Raw genomic sequence first — 22,844 nt, forward strand, 5'->3', positions numbered from 1 at the left:
TAGGTCGCCGGAACCGGATGCAGGAGGCGCATCCCCGGCGGAAAACAGGTACGGAAGGACAAGGAAAAGATCATGCAGAGCGGCATCGAAAGGGAACTTACGGGCGACCTCCCATTTCCTGGAACTTTGATCGGAGCAAACGACATGGCGGTGTCCAGCGACGCGGAACAGAAATTCGACCGGGTCAAGACCCAGTTGAAGGCGCGCCTGGGAACCGAAGTCTATTCGAGCTGGTTTGGCCGCATGAAAGTCGCCGAGGCTTCCAAGGGCATTGTCCGCATCTCGGTGCCTACCGCCTTCCTGCGCTCATGGATCAACGGCCACTATCTCGACCTCATCTCCGAGCTGTGGAAGCAGGAGGATCCCGATCTTCTCAAGATAGACATCGTCGTGCGCACGGCAACCCGTCAGGGACGCGCCCAGGCCGAGCCAGAGGTAACGCCGGCACGCAGCAAGGTGACACGGCAGACGCAGACGGCGCTTGCCGCAGGCACAGTCAGCCCCAGCCGGGTGGAGCGCGCATCGACTCCGCGTCCGGGCACACCCATCGAGAGCGAATTCCGCCACAACGTTCTGGGGTCACCGCTCGATCCACGCTACACGTTCGGCTCTTTCATCGAGGGGCCGTCGAACCGGGTGGCCTTCGCCGCCGCCAAGGCAGTGGCGGAATCGCAATCGAGCGCGGTGCGTTTCAATCCGCTCTTCCTTCACGCAACCGTCGGGCTCGGCAAGACCCATTTGCTGCAGGCCATCGCCGCGGAATCGCTGAAGCAGAACCCCAAGTCGCGCGTCGTCTATCTCACGGCCGAGTATTTCATGTGGCGCTTTGCCACCGCGATCCGCGACAACAACGCTCTGACGCTCAAGGAGCAGCTGCGCGACATCGACCTGCTCATCATCGACGACATGCAGTTCCTGCAGGGCAAGTCGATCCAGCATGAATTCTGCCACCTGATCAACATGCTGCTCGACAGCGCCAAGCAGGTCGTCGTCGCTGCCGACCGGCCACCATCGGAACTGGAATCGCTCGAACCGCGGGTCCGTTCGCGCCTCAATGGCGGTGTCGCGCTTGAAATGTCGGCGCCCGATTTCGCCATGCGCCTCGGCATGCTCAAATTGCGCCTTGCCACGGCCAGGAGCGACGACGCATCCCTCGACATTTCGGAGGAGATCCTCAATCACGTCGCCCGCACCGTGACCGGCAGCGGACGCGAGCTGGAAGGCGCCTTCAATCAGCTTTTGTTCCGTCAATCCTTCGAGCCGCAGATCACCATCGACCGGATCGACGAAATCCTCGGCCACATCTATCGCACAGGCGAGCCGAAGCGTGTCCGTATCGAGGACATCCAGCGCATCGTGGCGCGTCACTACAATGTGTCGAAGACCGAATTGCTGTCCAACCGGCGCACGCGCACCATCGTCAAGCCGCGGCAGGTCGCCATGTACCTGTCGAAGGTGATGACGCCGCGCTCGCTACCCGAGATCGGACGGCGTTTCGGCGGCCGCGATCACACCACGGTGCTGCATGCCGTGCGCAAGATCGAGGACCTTTCCGGCAACGACAACACGCTGGCGCAGGAACTTGAGCTTCTGAGGCGGCTGATCAACGATCAGGCCTGACCCTCCGGGAGGGCCGAACCGAAACAACGCCGGGATTCAATGGCTTGCCAGTGCGGCGCCGGGCCTGCATCGGGCTCGTGGCATCGCCTGGAAGCGATCTGGATTTCGGTTTTTCGACACTGGCTCGCGGACTTCGGGCGCGTTATCCCCAGAAAGCCCGCGTAGCCGGCCTGAACCGGCGGCGCGGGCTTGCGTTTGCTGGTTTTTTCCTGTCAGTTTACGCAGATTCTGAGCCTATTCAGACCTTTCGCGGGACGCCGCTCACTGGTGACCCGTCATTCATTCAAGCGAGCCTGTTTCGTCATGCGTGTTATCCTGGAACGGTCAAATCTCCTGAAGTCGCTCAACCACGTCCATCGTGTGGTCGAGCGGCGAAACACCATACCGATCCTGTCCAACGTGCTGCTCGGCGCCGAAGGCGCCAGCCTTGAAATGAAGGCAACCGATCTCGACCTCGAGGTGACCGAAGCGACGCCCGCCAAGGTGGAGCGCGGCGGGGCGACGACGGTCCCGGCACATCTGCTCTACGACATCGTGCGCAAGCTCGCCGATGGCGCCGAGGTGATGCTGAAGACGGACGAGGACGGCAACGCCATGACGGTGACGTCTGGCCGCTCGAGCTTCCGCCTTCAGTGCCTGCCGCAATCCGACTTCCCGGAGCTTTCGGCCGGATCCTTCTCGCATATCTTCCGTCTCGACTCGGTTGCCCTGAAAGGCCTGATCGAGAAGACCCAGTTCGCCATCTCCACCGAGGAGACACGCTATTACCTGAACGGCATCTACCTGCACACGCATGAGGTTGGCGGCAAGCTGAAGCTGCGCTCGGTGGCGACCGACGGCCACCGCCTGGCGCGCGCCGAGATCGACGCGCCGGCGGGTTCCGAGGGCATGCCGGGCATCATCATTCCGCGCAAGACGGTGAGCGAGCTGCAGAAGCTTGTCGACGATCCGGATGTTGCGGTGACCACCGAACTGTCGGACACCAAGATCCGCTTCACCATCGGCAGCGTGGTTTTGACCTCGAAGCTGATCGACGGCACCTTCCCCGATTATCAGCGGGTCATTCCGACAGGCAACGACAAGAAGCTGATCATCGACCGCCAGAGCTTTGCCGCCGCCGTCGATCGTGTTTCGACCATCTCTTCCGAACGCGGTCGCGCGGTGAAGCTGTCGATCAGCGAGGGTCAGGTGACGCTTGCGGTCAACAATCCGGATTCAGGCAGCGCCACCGAAGAACTGTCCGCTGACTATTCATCCGATCCGATCGAGATCGGCTTCAACGCCAAGTACCTGCTCGACGTTGCCGCGCAGCTGACCGGCACGGAGGCCAAGTTCATGCTGGCGGATGCCGGTTCGCCGACGCTGATCCACGACATGGCCGACGAGACCGCACTCTATGTGCTGATGCCGATGCGCGTGTAGCGGCGCGGTGTCAGCACTTCGGTCCTGTTGTGGACCGGCGGCAAGCGCGATATTTACGGCGACTTCTATAGGCGGATAGCGGTTGCCGGCACAGAACCATATAAGTAAGCTAACACTTACTAATTTCCGCAACTATGCGGCGCTGACGATCGATCTGGCGCCAGGTGCCGTGGTTTTTTCCGGCGACAACGGCGCCGGCAAGACCAATCTCCTCGAAGCGATCTCCTTTTTGACACCGGGACGTGGCTTGCGCCGCGCGCCCTACGCCGATGTCGCGCGCGAGGGCGGCGACGGCGGCTTTGCGCTGCATGCTCGGCTCGACGGACCTGATGGCCAGGTCGAGATCGGAACAGGTATTTCCGGCGGTGACACCGCCGGCGAAGGCGGCAGGCGGGTACGCATCAACGGAGCTTCGGCGCGTTCGGCCGAGGACATGCTGGAATGGCTGCGCGTGGTTTGGCTGACGCCAGCCATGGACGCGTTATTCACCGGACCGGCCGCGGATCGCCGGCGCTTCCTCGACCGGCTGGTGCTGGCGATCGATCCCGGCCACGGGCAACGTGCGATCGACTACGAGAAGGCGATGCGCGGTCGTAACCGGCTGCTTACCGAAAGCTCTCGGGACGACCGCTGGTTCGACGCTATCGAGACGCAGATGGCCGAAACCGGTGTGGCGATTGCCGCGGCGCGCGCCGAGATGGTGCGCCTGCTGGCCGCCATGATCGACAGGCTGCCCGACACGGGACCGTTTCCGCAAGCCGATATCGGCCTTTCAGGCGAGCTGGAAGCCGAGATTGCCGTGGCGCCGGCGGTCGATGTGGAGGAACGCTTCCGTCGGACGCTTGCCGAGGGCCGCGAGCGCGATCGCGCCGCCGGGCGTACGCTCGACGGCCCGCACCGTTCGGACCTGGTGGTTCGGCACCGCCCCAAGGCGATGCCGGCCGAGCTCTGCTCGACCGGCGAGCAGAAGGCGCTGCTGGTCGGCATCGTGCTGTCGCACGCGAGGCTGACCGGCGAAATGTCGGGCATGACGCCGATCCTGCTGCTCGACGAGATCGCTGCGCATCTCGACAGCGGGCGGCGCGCGGCGCTGTTTTCCATCCTGGAGGAACTGAACTGCCAGGCATTCATGACAGGAACCGATGCTGCGCTGTTTTCCAGTCTCCAGGGCCGCGCGCAATTCCTGACCGTCGACCATGGGACGGTTGGGCCAACCGAAGACCCCTGACAAGGTTTTTCCGTGCCTGTATGATCAGGCAATGACCACTGCCGCCCTGACCGCAGACGAGATCGAACGCTATGCCCGCCACATCGTGCTGCCGGAAATCGGCGGCGCCGGACAGCAGAGGCTGAAGCAGGCCCGGGTGCTGGTCATCGGCGCCGGCGGGCTGGGCGCCCCGGTGCTTGAATATCTTGCCGCCGCCGGCGTCGGCACGCTCGGCGTGGTCGATGACGACACCGTTTCGCTCTCCAACCTGCAGCGTCAGGTCATTCACGGCACCGACACTGTCGGCCTGCTGAAAACCGACAGCGCCAAGGCGGCAATCGCCCGCATCAATCCCAATACCACAGTCGAACCGCATACATTCCGGCTGACCACGGACAATGCGCCTGCCCTCGTCGCCCGCTATGACATCGTCGTCGACGGTTCCGATAATTTCGAAACGCGCTACGCCGTGGCCGATGCCTGCGCGAGCGCTGGGAAACCGCTGGTGCATGCCGCCGTCGGACGCTTCGACGGCTCGGTCACGGTGCTGAAGCCATTCGAAGACGGCAAGGACGGCAAGCCCAACCCAGGCTATCGTGACCTGTTTCCCGAAGCGCCACCGCCGGGCCTGGTGCCGTCCTGCGCCGAAGTCGGCGTGCTTGGCGCGCTGACCGGCGTCATCGGCACGCTGCAGGCCATGGAGGCGGTCAAGCTGATCACCGGCGTGGGCGAACCGCTGGTCGGCCGGCTGCTGCTTTATGATGGGCTGGCGGCGCGCTTCGACACCATCCGTTACAAGAGAAGCTGAATTCTTGGGCCGGATCGAAGCAGTCTCCATCAGGCGGATCCCGACCGATTTCGACCGTTGGGACGATGTGCTCGCATTGATCATGCGTGCCTTCGCCTCGATGGACGATGTTATCGACCCGCCCTCCTCGGCCCACCTTTTGACCGCCGACACTCTGCGGGACAAGGCAGGGCGGGAGACCGGCTTCGTGGCGCTCAAGGGCGATCGGATCGTCGGCTGCGTCTTTGCCCTTGAAAAGGTGGCAGAGTTCTATGTCGGCAAGCTCGCCGTGGCGCCGGACTGCCAGGGACAAGGCATTGGACGGCAGCTGATGCAGGCGGTCGAAGACCTTGCCCGCAGCCGCGGCAAGGCCGCCATCGAGCTTCAGACGCGGATCGAGTTGACCGCAAACCATGCGGCCTTTGCTCGCCTCGGCTTTCGCGAAACTGAACGGACGGCGCATGACGGCTATGCCAGGCCGACTTCGGTCACCATGCGCAAAGCCCTCCCGTAAGTCTTATCTTACGGTTTGTGGGCCACGGATATTGCACCGCGACAGCATCAGGTCCTGAGCGGCAGCACGCGGTCTGGTGGGCGGTGGCCGTCAACGAAGGCGCGGATGTTGATGATGACCTTTTCACCCATGTCGATACGGCCCTCGAGCGTCGCCGAGCCCATATGCGGCAAAAGCACGACCTTGTTCTTGGCCGCGAGCTTCAGCAGCTTGCCGTTCAAGGCTGGCTCGTGCTCGTAGACATCGAGGCCGGCGCCGGCGATCTTGCCGTCCTGGATCAGCTTGACCAGTGCTTCCTCGTCGATGATGTCGCCGCGCGCGGTGTTGACGACATAGGCGGTGGGCTGCAGCAGCGCCAACCGCCGCGCCGAAAGCAGATGGAAGGTTGCCGGCGTCGAGGGACAGTTGACCGAGATGATATCCATCCGGGCCAGCATCTGGTCGAGGCTTTCCCAATAGGTCGCCTCCAGCCCGTCTTCCACGGCCGGCAGCACGCGGTGGCGGTTGTGATAGTGGATCGACAGTCCGAAGGCCTTGGCCCGCCTGGCTACGGCCGTGCCGATCCGCCCCATGCCGACAATGCCGAGCCGCTTGCCCCAGATGCGCCGGCCCAGCATCCAGGTCGGCGACCAGCCGGCCCATTTCTTGTCGCCGGTGAGCACATTGGCGCCTTCCGCGAGCCGCCGCGGCACCGCCAGCATCAGCGCCATCGTCATGTCGGCGGTGTCTTCGGTCAGGACATTCGGCGTGTTGGTGACGGTGATGCCCCTCTTGGCCGCAGCCGCGACATCGATCTTGTCGACGCCGTTGCCAAAATTGGCGATCAGCTTGAGGTTGTCGCCTGCCTGAGCGATCAGCGCCGCGTCGATATTGTCGGTAATGGTCGGCACCAGAACGTCGGCTTCCTTGACCGCCGCGACCAGTTCCGGCTGCGTCATCGGCCGGTCCTCGACATTCAGCCTTGCGTCGAACAGTTCGCGCATGCGGGTCTCGACCGGGTCGGGCAGCTTGCGCGTGATGACGACGAGAGGCCTTTTTTTGCCTGCCATTGTTTCCCTCTCGAGTATTTGCCGCAATACCGAACGCAAAACCGCTTCACAGGTTTGCTGGAATTGCTCTAACCCGATCTCGTTGAGACCTCTTTAACCAAGACCGGCGAAACTGAAAGCCGGTCGCGGTGCCGATTACCCATGTAACAAGCGGTGCCGCCGAAGACAAAGAAAAAGGGGCGCCGAGGCAAGCGCCGAAAGGAATGAAAGTGTCTGGTTTCGCGTCGCTTCGCCTGACCCTCAGTGCAGCATTTCTCGGCGCTCTGCTTTATTCTCCGCTTACGGCGGCACAGAGTGCGGCTGCACCTGCCCAGAGCGTCGTCACGCTCGGGCCGAGCGGCCTGCCGCTGCCGCGGTTCGTCAGCCTGAAATCCGGCCGCGTCAACTCGCGCGTCGGCCCCGGCGCCAACTACTCGGTCGACTGGATGTACATGAAGGCCGGCCTGCCGATGGAGATCATCCAGGAATTCGACACATGGCGCCGCGTGCGCGATGCCGATGGTTCGGAAGGCTGGATCAACCAGTCGCTGCTTTCCGGCCGACGCACGGCAATCGTCGCACCATGGCAGCGCGGCAAGGGCACCCGGATCAATCTTCTCAACAGCCCCGACAAGGATGCAAGGGTGGTCGCGATGATCGAACCTGGCGTCATGGGTACGATCAAATCCTGCGACGGCCAGTGGTGCGAAATGACGTTCGAAGGCCACACCGGCTGGCTTGCCCAGTCGGTCGTCTGGGGCGCCTATCCCGGCGAACGGGTCAAGGACTGATTCTCTTTCGCGGTCCTGGCTTTATGCCCGATACGGCCGAGATGGGTGTCCTGGAAGCCGGTCGGCAGCTTCAGACCGTAGCCCAGCGCACGGTCGATGGCGATGTGGGCGATCCATATCAGCGCAACCGCCATCGCGGCCGCATTGCCCCACATGTGCCCTCCGAGCGGCAGCAGCACGGGCACGATCAGGATGTGCAAGGCGTTGTAGGCAAGGGCACCGACGCGCGGACCGGCCAGATAGCCCGACATCGATAGGTCAGGCGCCAGGATAAGCAATCCGAAGAGCCACCAGGAGATGCCGGTCGAACCGTAGAAAATGACGGCAGCCAGTGCCACGATCGCCCATTCGAGCCGGATTACGAGATCGAGGGGTTTCATCCCTGGCCGATAATTCTGGCTTGGCAGATGATTCTGGCCTCGCCAGTCATTCGAGGCGTTTGGGGCGCAGCCTCACGACGATGTCGACATTGGCGATCTCCATCCCTTCCGGAGGCTCCGGCAGGTTGGCAACCGTCACCGGACCGCTGTCGATGTCGAATATACGGTTTTCGCCTTCGATGTAGAAATGGTGGTGGTCGGAGGTGTTGGTGTCGAAATAGGTTTTCGCGCCTTCGACGGCGAGGATGCGCAAAAGTCCCGCCTGGGTAAACTGGTGAAGGGCATTGTAGACGGTGGCCAGCGACACCGGCACGCCGGCGGCAACCGCCTCCTCGTGCAGTTCCTCGGCCGACAGATGCCGGTCGCCCTTGGCGAAAAGCAGATCGGCCAGCGCAATGCGCTGACGCGTCGGCCTCAGCCCGGCTTCACGGACCCGCTTGTCCACAGCGACATTTTCCTTCCGGCCGTCCAGGTCCATCTTCTCGTCGAACCCCACAGTTCCGCCCCAAGACACGCCCAGAATGGCAAAAAAATGAACGTCTGCCGAAACCGGACCTCTCAGGACATATATTCTGTCGTCCGAATGCGATCAATAGCGCGCATTGACCCAGGCAGACGAGCAGGCTAAGCGCAAACGCCGGTTTCCGGCCTGAAACAGATTGTGTTAGGAAACCAACGACAAGGGCACCCGATGGCCCGGAACGATATGGGATGAGATTGATGGCGGGTAAATCCAGCTACGAGTACGACGAATTGCTGGCCTGCGCCCGCGGCGAACTGTTCGGACCGGGCAACGCCCAGCTTCCCTATCCGCCAATGCTGATGTTCGACCGCATCACCGAGATCAGCGAGACCGGCGGCGCCTTCGAGAAGGGTTTTATCCGCGCGGAGTTCGACATCAAGCCGGACCTGTGGTTCTTTGCCTGCCATTTCATCGGCAATCCGATCATGCCGGGGTGCCTCGGCCTCGACGCCATGTGGCAATTGACGGGCTTCTACCTTGGCTGGCTTGGCGAACCCGGCAAGGGAATGGCGCTGTCGACCGGCGAAGTGAAATTCAAGGGCATGGTCACGCCTTCGGTGAAGAAGGTCGAATATGGCATCGACTTCAAGCGCGTGATGCGGGGCCGGCTGGTGCTCGGCATCGCCGATGGCTGGCTGAAGGCGGATGGCGAACCCATATACGCGGCAACGGATTTGAAAGTCGGTCTGTCCAAGCAGTCGGCGGTCGGCTGACCGGCACCCCTGGCCAGCCCCCTTGGCCAGCATCCCTGGAAGGAGTTGCGAATGAGACGTGTCGTAGTCACAGGCCTCGGCATCGTGTCGTCGATCGGCAACAATGCCAACGAGGTGCAAGCCTCGCTGCATGACGCCAGATCAGGCATCAGCTTCTCGGATTCCTTCGCCGAACACGGCTTCCGCTGCCAGGTCTGGGGAGCGCCGACGCTCGATCCATCGGCGATGATCGATCGCCGTGCGATGCGCTTCCTGAGCCAGGGTGCTGCATGGAACCACGTCGCCATGGACCAGGCGATCGCGGATGCGGGCCTCGGCGAGAGCGACATCACCAATGAGCGCACCGGCATCGTCATGGGATCGGGCGGACCATCCACCCGCACCATCGTCGAAGCTGCCGAAACGACGCTGAAGAACGGTAGTCCCAAGCGCATCGGTCCGTTCGCGGTGCCGAAGGCAATGTCGTCGACCGCATCGGCGACGCTTGCCACATGGTTCAAGATCCACGGCGTCAACTACTCGATCTCGTCGGCCTGTTCGACCTCGGCGCATTGCATCGGCAATGGCTATGAATTGATCCAATGGGGCAAGCAGGACATCGTCTTCGCTGGCGGCCACGAGGATCTCGACTGGACGATGTCGGACCTGTTCGACGCCATGGGCGCCATGTCGTCGAAATTCAACGACAAGGCATCGACCGCCTCTCGTGCCTATGACGCCAATCGCGACGGCTTCGTCATTGCCGGCGGCGCCGGTGTGCTGGTGCTGGAAGAGCTTGAGCATGCCAAGGCGCGCGGCGCCAAGATCTATGCCGAGATCGTCGGCTATGGCGCGACGTCGGATGGCTACGACATGGTTGCTCCTTCAGGCGAAGGCGCGGTCCGCTGCATGCGCCAGGCGCTGGCCACGGTTTCCACGCCGGTCGACTACATCAACACCCATGGCACCTCGACGCCGGTGGGAGATTCCAAGGAAATGGGCGCCATCCGCGAGGTGTTCGGCCCAGAGATGCCGTACATCACCTCGACGAAGTCGCTGACCGGCCATTCGCTGGGCGCGGCCGGCGTGCAGGAATCCATCTACTCGATCCTGATGATGCAGGGCGGTTTCATCGGCGAAAGCGCCCATATCGAGACCCTCGACCCCGAATTCGAGGGCATGCCGATCGTGCGAAAGCGCATCGACGATGCCAGGATCGACACTGTTTTGTCCAATTCGTTCGGCTTCGGTGGCACCAACGCCACGCTCGTTTTCCAGCGCTATTCCGCATAAGGATTTGCCGGCCATGGACGGATTGATGAAGGGCAAGCGCGGGCTTGTCATGGGTGTCGCCAACGATCATTCGATCGCCTGGGGCATCGCCCGGAAATTGTCCGAACACGGGGCGGAACTCGCCTTCACCTATCAGGGCGATGCCTTCGGACGCCGGGTCAAGCCGCTGGCCGACAAGCTCGGCGCCTCGCTGGTCGTGCCGTGCGACGTCGAGGACAGCGCTTCGGTCGCCGCCACGTTCGAGACCCTGGGCAACGAATGGGGCGGGCTGGATTTCATCGTCCACGCCATCGGCTTTTCCGACAAGAACGAGTTGAAAGGCCTCTACGCCGACACCAGCCGGGATAATTTCGTCCGCACCATGGTGATCTCCTGCTACTCCTTCACCGAGGTCGCCCGCCATGCGGCCACCTTGATGAAGGACGGCGGATCGATGATCACGCTGACCTATGCGGGCTCCGTCCGCGTCATGCCGAACTACAATGTCATGGGCGTCGCCAAGGCCGGACTGGAGGCCAGCGTGCGCTACCTCGCCAACGATTACGGTCCGCGCGGCATCAGGGTAAACGGCATATCGGCTGGGCCCGTGCGCACGCTCGCCGGCGCCGGCATTTCGGACGCCCGCCACATGTTCTCCTACCAGCAGCGAAACTCGCCACTGCGCCGCACGGTGACCATCGACGAGGTCGGTGGTTCGGCGCTTTATCTGTTGTCGGATCTGTCTTCCGGGGTTACCGGCGAAATCCACTATGTCGATTCCGGCTATCACATCGTTTCCATGCCGACGCTCGACGAATTGAAGCAGACCGACGGCGGGCGAGACTAACGCCTGTCGGCCAAAGGTGCGCGACGGTTTTGAAATGGCGGACATCTGAAAACACGAAGCTTAAAGCGCGCGGCTAAACCCCGTTTCAGCGCCAGTCGCATTGATCCGCTCAAGAAATACTTGAGGTCCAATAAAATTGGATTCATTCGCGGAAACTCATTTTAAGGAGATATCCGGTAGAAAGCTCCGTACTCAGGGGAACTTTCAATGCTCGCCGTCAGCAACCCGAAGCGAACACCGGTGTTCCGACTGCTCACCATAGCGAGTTCGGGTCTCGGCAGTTTCGTCCTCGGGCTCTGGGGCCTGAAGCTCGGTCTCGGCGATGGCTTTGCCGGCATCTCCGCCGACATGATGGTCTCGGTGATGGCCGCTCTTTGCGCACTGGCGGCGTCGGTCGCCGCGATGTCCTTCTTCGCCGGCGTCGATGAATCGGCGGATTTCGTCTTCACGGAAACCCATTTCGACAAGCTGACCGGCCTGGTGGCACGTCCGGCGATGGTCGGCAAGATTGCCGAGGCGGCATGCGCGACCAGCCGGACCGGCGAGCCGATGTTCCTCATCGATATCGACATCGACCGGTTCAAGCAGATCAATGACGCCATCGGCTACAGCCAGGGCGACGAGCTGATCCGCGCCTTCACCAAGCGCTTGAAGACGTGCGTGCCGCCGCGCGCGCTGATCGGACGCATCGGCGCCGGTGAATTCGCGATCCTGCTCCCCGACAACCAAGTCGCAGGGTCCTTGGAAAGCACCATAGAGAGGCTCATCGACGAGATGATGGAGCCCTATGATCTCGGTACGCACCTGCAATCGGTCAGCCTGTCGGTCGGCATCGTGGCGATGCCAAAGGACGGTGTCGATCCCGTCCTCATCCTGCGCCGCTCCAATCTGGCGCTGCAGAACGCGCGCGCCAGCGGCGTCGGCAACTGGTCCGTCTTCCATGCCGAAATGGGCAGGGTCGCCGACCATCGCCAGTGGATCGAATCCGAACTGCATACAGCCTTCGAGCGCGGTGACTTCGACCTTCATTACCAACCGCAGCTCGATCTCCCGACCGGCCGCATCGTCGGCTACGAAGCGCTGATCCGCTGGCGGCATCCGGAACGCGGCATGATCCCGCCGATGGAGTTCATTCCGATCGCCGAGGAAACCGGCATGATCGGTCCGATCGGCGAATGGGTGCTGCGCAAAGCCTGCAGCGACGCCCGGCATCTGCCCGACGACTGCTTCGTCGCCGTCAACATCTCGCCCGTCCAGTTCATGACCAAGGACTTCGTCGGCATCGTGCGCGACACCATGACGAGCACCGGCATCAAGCCGTCACGGCTGGAACTGGAAGTGACCGAGACGGCGATGATGCAGGATCGCGACCGCGCCGCCGCCATCCTGAAGGAGCTTGCGGATATCGGCATTTCGGTCGCCGTCGATGATTTCGGCACCGGCTATTCCAATTTGAGCTACCTGATCGATTTCTCATTCGGCAAGCTGAAGATCGACCGGTCCTTCGTCAGCCGCCTCGACACGGATTCCAGCTCCGGTGCGGTCGTCTCGACCATCGTCGGGCTTTCGCGCGCGCTCGGCGTCAGCATCATTGCCGAAGGCGTCGAGACCGAAAGCCAGGCGACACTGCTCAGGGCAGCCGGCTGCGAGGTGGTGCAAGGCTACCTGTATGGCAGGCCCGCCCCCCTCAAGATCAGGGTCGGCGACGTGCATATCACCGATGAGGTCCGGGGCGTTGCCAATCTGCATTGAGTGCGACGCGATATCTGTTTTCGTCTGAGCATGATCTTTTCCGAAACCGGTATCCACTTTCGGGATCATGCTTCAACGACGAGCGGAAAGCACCTTGAACATGCCGTCACGAGCGAGTTCGGCATGGCTCGAAAAGACAGCCGCCAAGATCGGCTCGTAGGGAAGCTGACGGTTGGCGACCATGAACAGCCGCCCACCCGGCTTCAAGGCCTTGGCCGCCGCTCGGATCATGCCGGCGCCGATCTCCGGCTCGGCCGCCCGGCTGCGGTGAAAGGGCGGGTTCATGGCAATCGCGTCGTAGCGCTTCTCGACTGGTTCCTTCAGCAGATCGATCCAGAAGAAATTCCTGGCGATCGGCTGGCTGACCGCTGCCAGATTGAGCTTCGCGGCTTCAAGCGCGGCGAAATCGGCCTCATAGAGGTCGAGCGCCTGAACGCCGGGGGAGCGGGCGGCGATCTCGGCCGCCACATAGCCCCAGCCGGCGCAGAGATCGGCAATGTTGCCACGCAGGTCATTGGGCAAATTCTCGACCAGCAATTTCGAGCCGGTATCGATCCGGTCGAACGAGAACATGCCGGGCGCGGTGTGGAACCGGCCTTCAACCAGCCGAGCGGGGTTGGCAGCGCGCAATTCTTCCGCGGCGGCGAGATCGGCGGGACGTCGCAGCCAGAAGGCAATGCCGTGATATTTGGGCAAGTGGCCTTCAAGCGGCACAAGCTCGTCAACGCGCTTGCGCAGGCTGGCAATGCCATCGTCCTTGCCGCCGGCAATGACGACCAGGCCGCCCGGCGCCACGCACTCAAGCGCCTGCGCGATGCGCACTTCGTTCAGGCCGCGATGCCGGCCGGCAAGCACAAGTACCATATCGAAGCCATCGCCTTCCACTTGCGCGGTGACGACGAAGCCAGACGCCTGCAGCGCGCTGAAATGCGGCCGGAAGCCCTGTACGAGGTGAAGCGTCGCCTCAAAGCCTCCAGGCAGGCGAAAACCCGGCTCAGCGCCGAGAAACAGGGCGCGCGTGCCCTTGCCCGGTAGAGAAACAGCCTCCGCCTCGAAGGAATGGAAAAGCGTCTTCAACGGCTCGGCGGACATTGTTCGATCTCGACTTGTCTAAGCGCTTTGAAACCTAGGCTGAAAATGAAAACGGGCGCGACATAAGCCGCGCCCGTTTCGATTCATGATCTCAGACCAATCAGGCGGCGTTTTCTTCGCCTTCGGTCTTCTTGTCGCGGGCGAGTTCCTTGCCGGTGGCCTGGTCGACGACCTTCATCGACAGGCGGACCTTGCCGCGCTCGTCGAAGCCCATCAGCTTGACCCAGACCTTGTCGCCTTCCTTGACCACGTCCGAGGTCTTGGCGACCCGGTCGTTGGCAAGCTGCGAGATGTGGACGAGGCCGTCACGCGGACCGAAGAAATTGACGAAAGCGCCGAAGTCCGCGGTCTTGACGACCGTACCTTCGTAGATCTCGCCGACTTCCGGCTCGGCGACGATGGTGTGGATCCACTTCTTCGCCGCCTCGATCTCCTTGGCATTGGACGAAGCGATCTTGACCGTGCCGTCGTCCTCGATGTTGATCTTGGCGCCGGTCTTTTCGACGATCTCGCGGATCACCTTGCCGCCCGAGCCGATCACGTCACGAATCTTGTCGGTCGGGATGTGCATCACTTCGATGCGCGGTGCGAACTCACCGAGTTCCGAACGCGCGCCGGTCAGAGCATGCGCCATCTCGCCGAGGATGTGCTGGCGGCCATCCTTGGCCTGGTCCAGCGCGATCTTCATGATCTCCTCGGTGATGCCTTCGATCTTGATATCCATCTGCAGCGAGGTGATGCCGTTGGCGGTGCCGGCGACCTTGAAGTCCATGTCGCCGAGGTGATCCTCGTCACCGAGGATGTCGGATAGAACGGCGAAACGCTCGCCTTCCTTGATCAGGCCCATGGCGATACCGGCGACGGGCTTGGCCAGCGGCACGCCGGCATCCATAAGCGCCAGCGAGGTGCCGCAGACGGTGGCCATCGACGACGAACCGTTGGACTCGGTGATCTCCGAGACGACACGCAGCGTGTAGGGGAACTGGTCGGCGCTCGGCAGCATCGGGCGAATGGCGCGCCAGGCGAGCTTGCCATGGCCGATTTCGCGGCGACCCGGCGAACCCATGCGGCCGGTCTCGCCGACGGAATAGGGAGGGAAGTTGTAGTGAAGGAGGAACTTCTCCTTATACATGCCGGTCAGCGAATCGACATACTGCTCATCCTCGCCGGTGCCGAGCGTGGCAACGACCAGCGCCTGGGTCTCGCCGCGGGTGAACAGCGCCGAACCGTGGGTGCGCGGCAGGACGCCGACTTCGGAGACGATCTTGCGGACCGTCTTGAGGTCACGCCCATCGATGCGCGAACCGGTGTCGAGGATGTTCCAGCGCACGACCTTGGCCTGGAGTTCCTTGAATACCGAACCGATCTGCTCGGAAGTGTACTTGGCATCTTCGCCTTCGGCCGGGGCAAACGCTGCCTTGACCTTCGCCTTGACGGCGTCGACGGCGGCGTAACGCTTCTGCTTGTCGACGTTCTTGTAGGCGTTGCTGAGTTCGTCGCCGACGATCTTCAGCATCTCGGCTTCAAGCGCGGAATAGTCCGGCGCGGTGAAGTCGCGCGGCTCCTTGGCGGCGACTTCGGCCAGCTTGATGATGGCGTCGATGACCGGCTGGAAGCCCTTGTGGCCGAACATGACGGCGCCGAGCATCAGCTCTTCGCCCAATTCCTTGGCTTCGGACTCAACCATCAGCACAGCGTCGGCGGTGCCGGCGACAACGAGGTCGAGCTTGGATTCCTGCATCTCGTCGACATGCGGGTTCAGAACGTATTCGCCGTTGATGTAGCCGACGCGGGCGCCGCCGACCGGGCCCATGAAGGGGACGCCGGAGAGCGTCAGGGCGGCCGAAGTGGCAACGATCGACAGGATGTCGGGATCGTTCTCGAGATCATGCTGGACGACGGTGACGACGATCTGGGTGTCGTTCTTGTAGCCGGAGGCGAAGAGCGGGCGGATCGGGCGGTCGATGAGGCGGGAAACCAGCGTTTCCTTCTCGCTCGGACGGCCTTCACGCTTGAAATAGCCACCCGGGATCTTGCCGGCGGCGTAGGTCTTTTCCTGGTAGTTGACGGTCAGCGGGAAGAAATCGAGGCCGGGCTTCGGCTCCTTCATCGAAACGACGGTGGCGAGGACCTTGGTCTCGCCGTAGGTGGCGAGCACCGCGCCATCAGCCTGGCGCGCGATCTTGCCGGTTTCGAGGATGAGCGGACGACCGCCCCATTCGATTTCCACTTTGTGGTGATTGAACATCTCTTGTCCTTAATATGAGGAAAGGGCCGCGCCGTTTCACGGTGCGCGGAGATGCCCTTTCCCTGGCTTCCTTTCTCGGGCAGCCACGGGCAAGACAACGGGAGGCTCGGGTGATTTCGGCGCGGTGCGCGCGCGAGCGTCCTGCAATCCTGCCCCATGACCGTCCATGGGCGGTTTCGAGTGCCCTCTGCACGATCGAAACCGGGTCTGGCCAGTCGATACGACTGGCAGAATGCGCGACCGGCGGGCTCTCCTTCGAAAGCCCGCCGGTCGATTCGTCAACGACGCAGACCGAGCTTCTCGATCAGCGTCTGGTAGCGCGCGTCGTCCTTGCGCTTGAGATAATCAAGCAGGCTGCGGCGCTGGGAGACGAGAGCAAGCAGACCACGGCGGGAATGGTTATCCTTCTTGTGGTCCTTGAAATGGTCGGTCAGGTTCTTGATGCGCTCGGAAAGGATGGCCACCTGGACTTCCGGAGACCCGGTATCGCCCTTGGCGGTTGCGAATTCACCCATCAATTCCTGTTTGCGCTCGGCAGTAATCGACATCGTGTTTTTCCTTATCTGTTTGAGGAAACGGGTCGCCCTCAGCCGGGATGTCGTCCAGCAGGGGCCGGTGCAAGCAAAGCGTCATAGCGCTAAGCTGCGGCGCATATAGTGCAATTCCCCGGAAAACACCAGCCCAATTCACAAGCCGGCTTTTCAGGCCAAAATGGCAGGTTTATCCCTGTCAAAGCCATTTCTTCCATTTGAAGAAGGCGATCAGCCCGAACGCGACAAGCGCCATGAACAGCAGCGACAAGGGATAGCCGTAGTAGGCCTTCAGTTCCGGCATGTTCCAGGGCGAAGACTCCGGATCGAAATTCATGCCCCAGATGCCGACCAGGAAGGTGAGCGGCATGAAGATGACCGAGACGATGGTGAGATAGCTGATAACGTCGTTGGTGCGCGCCTGGCTCAGCGACAGGTGCATCTCGATCAGGCCGGTCAGCATATCGCGCTGGGTCTCGACCAGCTCGATCAGCCTGAGCGCATGGTCGAGCGTGTCGTTGAGGAAGATCTTGGTCTCGGCCTTCACATAGGGCACATCGTTGCGGATCAGCGTCGCCAGCGCATCGCGCATCGGCCACAGCACGCCTTTCAGCACGTTGGCGTCACGCCGCAATTCATGCAGCTGCCGCATCTGGTGTTTGTGCGGCGAATGCAGCATCTGGTCCTCGATGCTGTCGACCATGTCACCGGCGGCCTCGATCGGCGGAAAATAGCTGTCGACGATGGCATCGATCAGCGCATAGGCAAGGTAGTCGGCGCCGCGGGCGCGCAGCCGGTTGGGCGCCGAACTTTCGATGCGCTTGCGCACCGGATCGAATGGATCGCCTTCCCGCTCCTGGAAGGTAACGACGAAGTTGCTGCCGAAGAAGACGGCGATCTGCTCATAGCGGTGCGAGGTGACATCGTCGATCATCCTGACGACGACGAAGGCATGGTCCTCGAAGAAGTCGACCTTGGGCCGCTGGCCGGTGTTGACGACGTCCTCCAGCGCCAGCGGATGCAGGCTGAAAATGCGGCCGATCTCCTCGATCAGCGGGATGTTGGCGAGGCCGGTGCAGTCGAGCCAGAGGACCGGCCATTTGTCGCAATGGGTGTTGAGGTCGTCGATGCTGGCATTTTCGATAGTCTTGAATTTTTCGGGCGAGATCAGCGTCAAACGCAGTTCCGAGCGACGCGCCGACGGGTCGGCGATCAGCGTGCCGGGCGACGCACCGACCGGCGGCCGCCGCGTTTTCGCCGGTGCCCGCGTCTTCACGGTCTCAGCCTTTGCCATATTCCCCTCGTGCGAGTCCTCGCCTCGACATTAGACGACAGGAATCAACCGGCAAAGACCCGCTTGGGCTTGAACATGCCTTGCTCAATGGCACCGATGGCGACCAGCTTGCCGCGCGCCGTGGCGCAGGCTTCTTCGGCTTCCACCGGTGCGTCGCGGCCGCGGATGATGACCGGGTTGCCGAGGCGGATCTTGGTTGCCGCGTCATCGCTGATGGCGATCTGCGGCAGGCAATCGAGGGCAGCCGATGTGTCGACCAGAAGCGCATCGATGGCGTCGAAGTCGATTGGCGCTTCCACCTTGTCGGCAGCCTCTGCCTTGTCAGCGGCTTCTGTCGTGTCCGAGCTGTCGACCTCCTCCACACCGAAACGGGCGGCTTCCAGTTCGGCGATGGTGACGAAGTCTTCCGAGGTGAACGGCTCGACCTCGACCCGGCGCAATTCGGAGATGTGACCGAAGCAGCCGATGTCGCGGCCCATGTCGCGGGCCAGCGAGCGCACATAGGTGCCCTTGCCGCACTCGACCTCGAAAACAGTATGGTCGGCGCCATGCTCGACAACGTCCAGACGGCCGATCTCGATCTCTCGCGCGGGTATGTCGACCGTCGCGCCGTCGCGGGCCAGATCATAGGCGCGCTCGCCTGCGATCTTGATCGCCGAGAATTGCGGCGGCGTCTGCATGATGACGCCGGTGTATTTCGGCAGCAGGGCGAGCACTTGGGCTTCCGACGGACGCAGGTCGGATTCTTTCGTCACCGGACCTTCGAGGTCATCGGTCGAACGCTCCTGTCCCCAGGCAACGGTGAAGCGATAGATTTTGGCGCCGTCCTGCACGTAAGGCACGGTCTTGGTAGCCTCGCCAAGCGCGATCGGCAGCATGCCGGACGCCAGCGGGTCGAGCGTGCCTGCATGGCCGGCCTTTTCCGCCTGGAACAGCCATTTGATCTTGGAGACGGCTTCGGTCGAGCCCATGCCGACCGGCTTGTCCAGGATCAGCCAGCCCGAGATCGGCCGGCCCTTCTTCTTGCCGCGACGCGCCACTATTCGGTGTCCTTGTTGTCGTCTTTGTCCTGGTCTGCGTTTTCCTGGTCCTCAGGACCCAGATCGCGCGCCACTTCCGGCGATTTCAAGAGGTCGTTGATCCTGGCAAAATTGTCGAAGGAGGTGTCGAGCTTGAAGCGGAACTCCGGCATGAACTTCATCTGCCGCAGCGCGCCGGAGACACGGCCACGGACGAATTTCGCATGCTTGTTCAGCGCCTCGACCACCGCATCGGTATCCTTGGCGCCGAGCGGCGAGACGAAAGCGGTAGCGACCTTCAAATCGGGCGACATGCGCACTTCCGAGACCGACACCACGGTGTTCTCGATCAGCGGATCGATGATCTCGCCGCGCTGCAGGGTTTCGGATAGCGCATGGCGCACCTGTTCGGCGACGCGCAGCATGCGCTGGGATGGGCTGGATGCGGTTGGACGGGGCATTTTTCTCAATCCTGAAAGCGTGAGGCGCGGGATGGAACCGTGCCGCATGTCTCATATGGGCATTCTCAATAGACTTGGGGCGGCGGCCTTTCGACCACCGCCCGGTATGGACAAGTCACTCGAACTCAGAGTGTCCGGGTCACCATCTCGACGCGGAAGCACTCGATGACGTCGCCGACGCGCATGTCCTCGTAGTTCTGGAAGGCCATGCCGCACTCCTGGCCGCCGGGGACTTCCGAAACTTCGTCCTTGAAGCGCTTCAGCGTCTTCAGCGTGCCTTCGTGGATGACGACGTTGTCGCGGATCAGGCGCACGCCCGCACCACGCTCGACCTTGCCTTCGGTGACACGGCAGCCGGCGATCTTGCCGACCTTGGTGATGTCGAAGATTTCGAGGATCTGCGCATTGCCGATGAAAGTCTCGCGACGCTCCGGCGACAACAGGCCCGACAGAGCCGCCTTCACGTCATCCACAAGGTTGTAGATGATCGAGTAGTAGCGGATCTCGATGCCAGCCGCCGCTGCAGCGGCACGTGCCTGGACGTTGGCGCGGACGTTGAAGCCGATGATCGCGGCACCCGAAGTCTCGGCCAGCGACACGTCGCTTTCGGTAATGGCGCCGGCGCCGGCATGGACGATGCGTGCACGAACCTCGTCGGTGCCGAGCTTGTCGAGTGCGGCGTTGATCGCCTCGATCGAGCCCTGCACGTCGCCCTTGATGACCAACGGGAATTCCTTCAGCCCGCTTGTCTGCAATTGCGACATCATCTGCTCGAGCGAACCGCGCTGGCCGGCATGCTTGGCAACCGCCTTCTCGCGCGCCAGACGCTGGCGGTATTCGGTGATCTCGCGGGCACGGGCCTCGTTGTTGACCACGGCAAAGCGATCGCCGGCCTGCGGGGTGCCCTGCAAGCCAAGCACTTCCACCGGCATCGCCGGCGGCGCTTCCTTGATCTGCACGCCACGATCGTTGACCAGCGCACGCACCCGGCCCCATTCATTGCCGGCAACGAGGATGTCGCCCGGCATCAGCGTGCCGGTCTGCACCAGCACGGTGGCAACGGGACCACGGCCCTTGTCGAGCTGGGCCTCGATGACGACGCCTTCGGCGGTACGGTCCGGATTGGCTTTCAGGTCGAGAATTTCGGCCTGCAGCAGGATCGCCTCGAGCAGTTTGTCGAGATTGGTGCCCTTGGTCGCCGATACTTCGACGTCCAGAACTTCACCGCCCATGGATTCGACGAAAACCTCGTGGCGCAGCAGTTCGGAGCGCACCTTCTGCGGATCGGCATCATGCTTGTCGATCTTGTTGATCGCCACGATGATCGGAACGCCGGCCGCCTTGGCATGGCTGATCGATTCGATCGTCTGCGGCATGACGCTGTCATCGGCCGCAACCACCAGGATGGCAATATCGGTCGCCTGGGCGCCACGAGCACGCATCGCCGTGAAGGCGGCGTGGCCGGGCGTGTCGATGAAGGTGATCTTGTGACCATTCTTCTCGACCTGGTAAGCGCCGATATGCTGGGTGATGCCGCCGGCTTCGCCGGAGACGACATTGGCGTTGCGGATCGCGTCGAGCAGCGAGGTCTTGCCATGATCGACGTGACCCATGATCGTCACGACCGGCGGACGCGAAACCAGGTCCTCGGCATTGTCGGCGATGTTGAACAGGCCTTCCTCGATGTCGGATTCGGCGACGCGGCGGACCGTGTGGCCGAATTCGGTGGCGACCAGCTCGGCCGTGTCGGCGTCGATGACGTCGCCCGGCTTCAGGATCTGGCCCTGCTTCATGAAGAACTTGACCAGGTCGACCGCGCGCTCGGACATGCGTTGCGCCAGTTCCTGGATGGTGATGGTCTCTGGCAGGATCACTTCGCGCATGACTTTCTCGCGCGGCTCATTGTGCATCGCGCGCTTGAATTTTTCCTGGCGGCGACGCATCGACGACAGCGAACGGGCTCGCGCATCTTCGTCGGACAATGCCGAATTCAGCGTCAGCTTGCCACGGCGGCGATCTTCCTCGCTCTTGGTCGGCTTGGCCGGACGCGCCACTTCAGGCGTGACCGGACGGCGTACCGGTGCGCCGGCGCCAACCCGCTTCGGCTTGGCCACTTCCTCGTCATCGACTGTTGCCAGTTCGGCAGCCAATGGCGCGCGGCGACGCGCCTCTTCCTCGGCCCGACGGCGGGATTCGGCCTCGGTCTGCAACCGTGCTTCTTCCTCGGCCTGGCGGCGCGCGGATTCATCGCGTTCGCGCTTGCGGCGCTCTTCGTCCTCGGCGCGACGCTTGGCATCCTCGGCGGCGCGCTGGCGGTCCTCGACCTCGCGAACCTTCGAGCCCTCGAGCGCCCTGCGGCGTGCTTCCATTTCACTGCGCGACAGTTCGTTCAGCACCATGCCGCTGCGCTCGACTGGGGCCGGTGGCGGCGGGGGTGGCGGCGCCTTCGGTGCTTCCGGCACGACGACGGGTGCGGCCACGACCGCCGGCTTCGGTGTGAAGACGGGGGCGGCAACAGGCTCCGGCTTGTCGCCGGGCATCGAGAACTTGCGCTTCTTGGTTTCGACGACGACCTGCTTGGTGCGGCCGTGCGAGAAGTTCTGGCGCACAGTGCCCTGTTCCATACCGGGGCGCTTCAGCGTCAAGGTCTTCTTCGGCGTCACACTCAGCGTATTGTCGTCACCCGATTTCGTATCGCTCATTCCATATCCTCTGCGGCATCATCTTCGTCAGCAACAGCCGCAAGCATTGCCAGATCGTCCGGGGAACCGCCCCGATACCGGTCGAGCGCAACCATGCGCTTCTGGACCGCCCTGCCCGCGTCTCCCGCGAGAACGGCAGCATGTATCACATTTGTACCCCCCAATGCCAAGCTCAACTCGGCCTCGGAGAAAAGTTTGTAGGCAAGGATAGCGGGCCCACCGAGATGGACCGTCGCCCGTCGTGCCTGGCTGATCTTGCGCACGCCGTCATCGGACGCCTTGGAAGCATGCAGCACGAAAAGCGCCAATCCGCCGCGCACCGCGCTCTCGACCTTGGTAGCACCAAGCGAAATTGCGCCTGCCTTGCGGGCAAGACCAAGCATGCCCAGAGCGTGCCTGGAAAGCAGCCCGTCGACCATGCCGCCAAGATCGGGCGGCACGACCACCTGTGCCTTGAAGGCGCGGGCAAAGAGGTTCTTCGCCGCAGCCTTGTCGATATGTAGGCGGTCGGCGCTCACCCAGCAACCGCGGCCGGGCAGATTTCTCTTGATGTCGGGAACGACGGCCGAATCCGGGCCGACGACGAACCGGATCAGATCATCCGGTTCGGCTTGTTTGCGCGTAACGATGCAGGTGCGATCGTTCATCTCGTCCAAGGGCGGG

At 62.6% G+C, this 22,844-nt stretch carries 20 protein-coding genes and 2 pseudogenes; 10 read left to right on the forward strand and 12 right to left on the reverse strand.

The window, feature by feature from the left end:
- Nucleotides 1–144: 144 nt before the first annotated feature.
- The 5 genes from dnaA (at nucleotide 145) to MESCI_RS00025 (ending at nucleotide 5,550) form a co-directional block, all read left to right on the forward strand.
- A complete protein-coding gene (dnaA, locus tag MESCI_RS00005; RefSeq protein WP_127387494.1) occupies nucleotides 145–1,620 on the forward strand; it encodes a chromosomal replication initiator protein DnaA in 1,476 nt (491 codons plus the stop codon).
- Nucleotides 1,621–1,923: 303 nt separating this feature from the next.
- On the forward strand, nucleotides 1,924–3,042 hold the full coding sequence (dnaN, locus tag MESCI_RS00010; protein WP_013527877.1) for a DNA polymerase III subunit beta: 1,119 nt from the start codon (nucleotides 1,924–1,926) through the stop codon (nucleotides 3,040–3,042).
- 82 nt (nucleotides 3,043–3,124) lie between these two features.
- Nucleotides 3,125–4,270, forward strand: coding sequence for a DNA replication/repair protein RecF (gene recF, locus MESCI_RS00015; protein ID WP_013527878.1), 1,146 nt, complete (start codon nucleotides 3,125–3,127; stop codon nucleotides 4,268–4,270).
- Between the two features lie 31 nt (nucleotides 4,271–4,301).
- A complete protein-coding gene (locus tag MESCI_RS00020; protein WP_013527879.1) occupies nucleotides 4,302–5,057 on the forward strand; it encodes a molybdopterin-synthase adenylyltransferase MoeB in 756 nt (251 codons plus the stop codon).
- Nucleotides 5,058–5,061: 4 nt separating this feature from the next.
- Nucleotides 5,062–5,550: a GNAT family N-acetyltransferase gene (locus MESCI_RS00025; RefSeq protein ID WP_013527880.1), complete on the forward strand. Its 489-nt coding sequence runs from the start codon at nucleotides 5,062–5,064 to the stop codon at nucleotides 5,548–5,550.
- A gap of 47 nt (nucleotides 5,551–5,597) precedes the next feature.
- On the opposite strand, the gene MESCI_RS00030 is transcribed toward MESCI_RS00025, so the two are convergent.
- On the reverse strand, nucleotides 5,598–6,599 hold the full coding sequence (locus tag MESCI_RS00030; protein WP_013527881.1) for a 2-hydroxyacid dehydrogenase: 1,002 nt from the start codon (nucleotides 6,597–6,599) through the stop codon (nucleotides 5,598–5,600).
- A 209-nt stretch (nucleotides 6,600–6,808) separates the two neighbouring features.
- On the opposite strand from MESCI_RS00030, the gene MESCI_RS00035 reads away from it, so the two are divergent.
- Nucleotides 6,809–7,369, forward strand: coding sequence for an SH3 domain-containing protein (locus MESCI_RS00035; protein ID WP_013527882.1), 561 nt, complete (start codon nucleotides 6,809–6,811; stop codon nucleotides 7,367–7,369).
- Here MESCI_RS00035 and MESCI_RS00040 read toward each other — a convergent pair.
- A complete protein-coding gene (locus MESCI_RS00040; RefSeq protein WP_013527883.1) occupies nucleotides 7,342–7,749 on the reverse strand; it encodes a DUF4260 domain-containing protein in 408 nt (135 codons plus the stop codon). The two genes, MESCI_RS00035 and MESCI_RS00040, sit on opposite strands and share 28 nt — an antisense overlap.
- 46 nt (nucleotides 7,750–7,795) lie before the next feature.
- Nucleotides 7,796–8,227 carry an iron response transcriptional regulator IrrA gene (gene irrA, locus MESCI_RS00045; protein WP_064995785.1) on the reverse strand — a complete coding sequence of 144 codons (432 nt, stop codon included), beginning with the start codon at nucleotides 8,225–8,227 and terminating at the stop codon, nucleotides 7,796–7,798.
- A 242-nt stretch (nucleotides 8,228–8,469) separates the two neighbouring features.
- On the opposite strand from irrA, the gene fabA reads away from it, so the two are divergent.
- The 4 genes from fabA (at nucleotide 8,470) to MESCI_RS00065 (ending at nucleotide 12,835) form a co-directional block, all read left to right on the forward strand.
- Nucleotides 8,470–8,985: a 3-hydroxyacyl-[acyl-carrier-protein] dehydratase FabA gene (gene fabA / locus MESCI_RS00050; RefSeq protein ID WP_013527885.1), complete on the forward strand. Its 516-nt coding sequence runs from the start codon at nucleotides 8,470–8,472 to the stop codon at nucleotides 8,983–8,985.
- 51 nt (nucleotides 8,986–9,036) lie between these two features.
- Nucleotides 9,037–10,257, forward strand: a complete 1,221-nt coding sequence (fabB, locus tag MESCI_RS00055) for a beta-ketoacyl-ACP synthase I (protein ID WP_013527886.1) — start codon at nucleotides 9,037–9,039, stop codon at nucleotides 10,255–10,257.
- Between the two features lie 13 nt (nucleotides 10,258–10,270).
- Nucleotides 10,271–11,083: an enoyl-ACP reductase FabI gene (gene fabI, locus MESCI_RS00060; RefSeq protein WP_013527887.1), complete on the forward strand. Its 813-nt coding sequence runs from the start codon at nucleotides 10,271–10,273 to the stop codon at nucleotides 11,081–11,083.
- A gap of 207 nt (nucleotides 11,084–11,290) precedes the next feature.
- On the forward strand, nucleotides 11,291–12,835 hold the full coding sequence (locus tag MESCI_RS00065) for a putative bifunctional diguanylate cyclase/phosphodiesterase (RefSeq protein WP_013527888.1): 1,545 nt from the start codon (nucleotides 11,291–11,293) through the stop codon (nucleotides 12,833–12,835).
- A gap of 72 nt (nucleotides 12,836–12,907) precedes the next feature.
- Here MESCI_RS00065 and MESCI_RS00070 read toward each other — a convergent pair whose 3' ends face one another.
- The 9 genes and pseudogenes from MESCI_RS00070 to MESCI_RS00105 form a co-directional block, all read right to left on the reverse strand.
- On the reverse strand, nucleotides 12,908–13,927 hold the full coding sequence (locus tag MESCI_RS00070) for a class I SAM-dependent methyltransferase (protein WP_013527889.1): 1,020 nt from the start codon (nucleotides 13,925–13,927) through the stop codon (nucleotides 12,908–12,910).
- 100 nt (nucleotides 13,928–14,027) lie between these two features.
- A complete protein-coding gene (gene pnp, locus MESCI_RS00075) occupies nucleotides 14,028–16,175 on the reverse strand; it encodes a polyribonucleotide nucleotidyltransferase (RefSeq protein WP_013527890.1) in 2,148 nt (715 codons plus the stop codon).
- Nucleotides 16,176–16,453: 278 nt separating this feature from the next.
- Nucleotides 16,454–16,765 carry a 30S ribosomal protein S15 gene (rpsO, locus tag MESCI_RS00080; protein ID WP_269470859.1) on the reverse strand — a complete coding sequence of 104 codons (312 nt, stop codon included), beginning with the start codon at nucleotides 16,763–16,765 and terminating at the stop codon, nucleotides 16,454–16,456.
- 139 nt (nucleotides 16,766–16,904) lie between these two features.
- Nucleotides 16,905–17,999, reverse strand: a complete 1,095-nt coding sequence (corA, locus tag MESCI_RS00085; protein WP_013527891.1) for a magnesium/cobalt transporter CorA — start codon at nucleotides 17,997–17,999, stop codon at nucleotides 16,905–16,907.
- 44 nt (nucleotides 18,000–18,043) lie between these two features.
- Nucleotides 18,044–18,283, reverse strand: a pseudogene (gene truB, locus MESCI_RS33245) (tRNA pseudouridine(55) synthase TruB); the annotation flags it as partial.
- An 86-nt stretch (nucleotides 18,284–18,369) separates the two neighbouring features.
- Nucleotides 18,370–19,039: pseudogene (gene truB / locus MESCI_RS00090) on the reverse strand (tRNA pseudouridine(55) synthase TruB); the annotation flags it as partial.
- Nucleotides 19,039–19,479 carry a 30S ribosome-binding factor RbfA gene (gene rbfA, locus MESCI_RS00095; protein ID WP_013527893.1) on the reverse strand — a complete coding sequence of 147 codons (441 nt, stop codon included), beginning with the start codon at nucleotides 19,477–19,479 and terminating at the stop codon, nucleotides 19,039–19,041. The pseudogene truB (MESCI_RS00090) and the gene rbfA, both read right to left, overlap by 1 nt.
- Nucleotides 19,480–19,604: 125 nt before the next feature.
- Nucleotides 19,605–22,181 (reverse strand): translation initiation factor IF-2, encoded by a 2,577-nt coding sequence (gene infB / locus MESCI_RS00100; RefSeq protein ID WP_013527894.1) that lies wholly within the window; start codon nucleotides 22,179–22,181, stop codon nucleotides 19,605–19,607.
- The gene (locus tag MESCI_RS00105) at nucleotides 22,178–22,828 is read right to left on the reverse strand and encodes an RNA-binding protein (RefSeq protein WP_013527895.1); all 651 of its coding nucleotides are present in this window, start codon (nucleotides 22,826–22,828) and stop codon (nucleotides 22,178–22,180) included. The genes infB and MESCI_RS00105 overlap by 4 nt, the downstream gene beginning before the upstream one ends.
- Nucleotides 22,829–22,844: the final 16 nt, after the last annotated feature.

The sequence above is a fragment of the Mesorhizobium ciceri biovar biserrulae WSM1271 genome (assembly GCF_000185905.1).
Lineage (GTDB): Bacteria > Pseudomonadota > Alphaproteobacteria > Rhizobiales > Rhizobiaceae > Mesorhizobium > Mesorhizobium ciceri.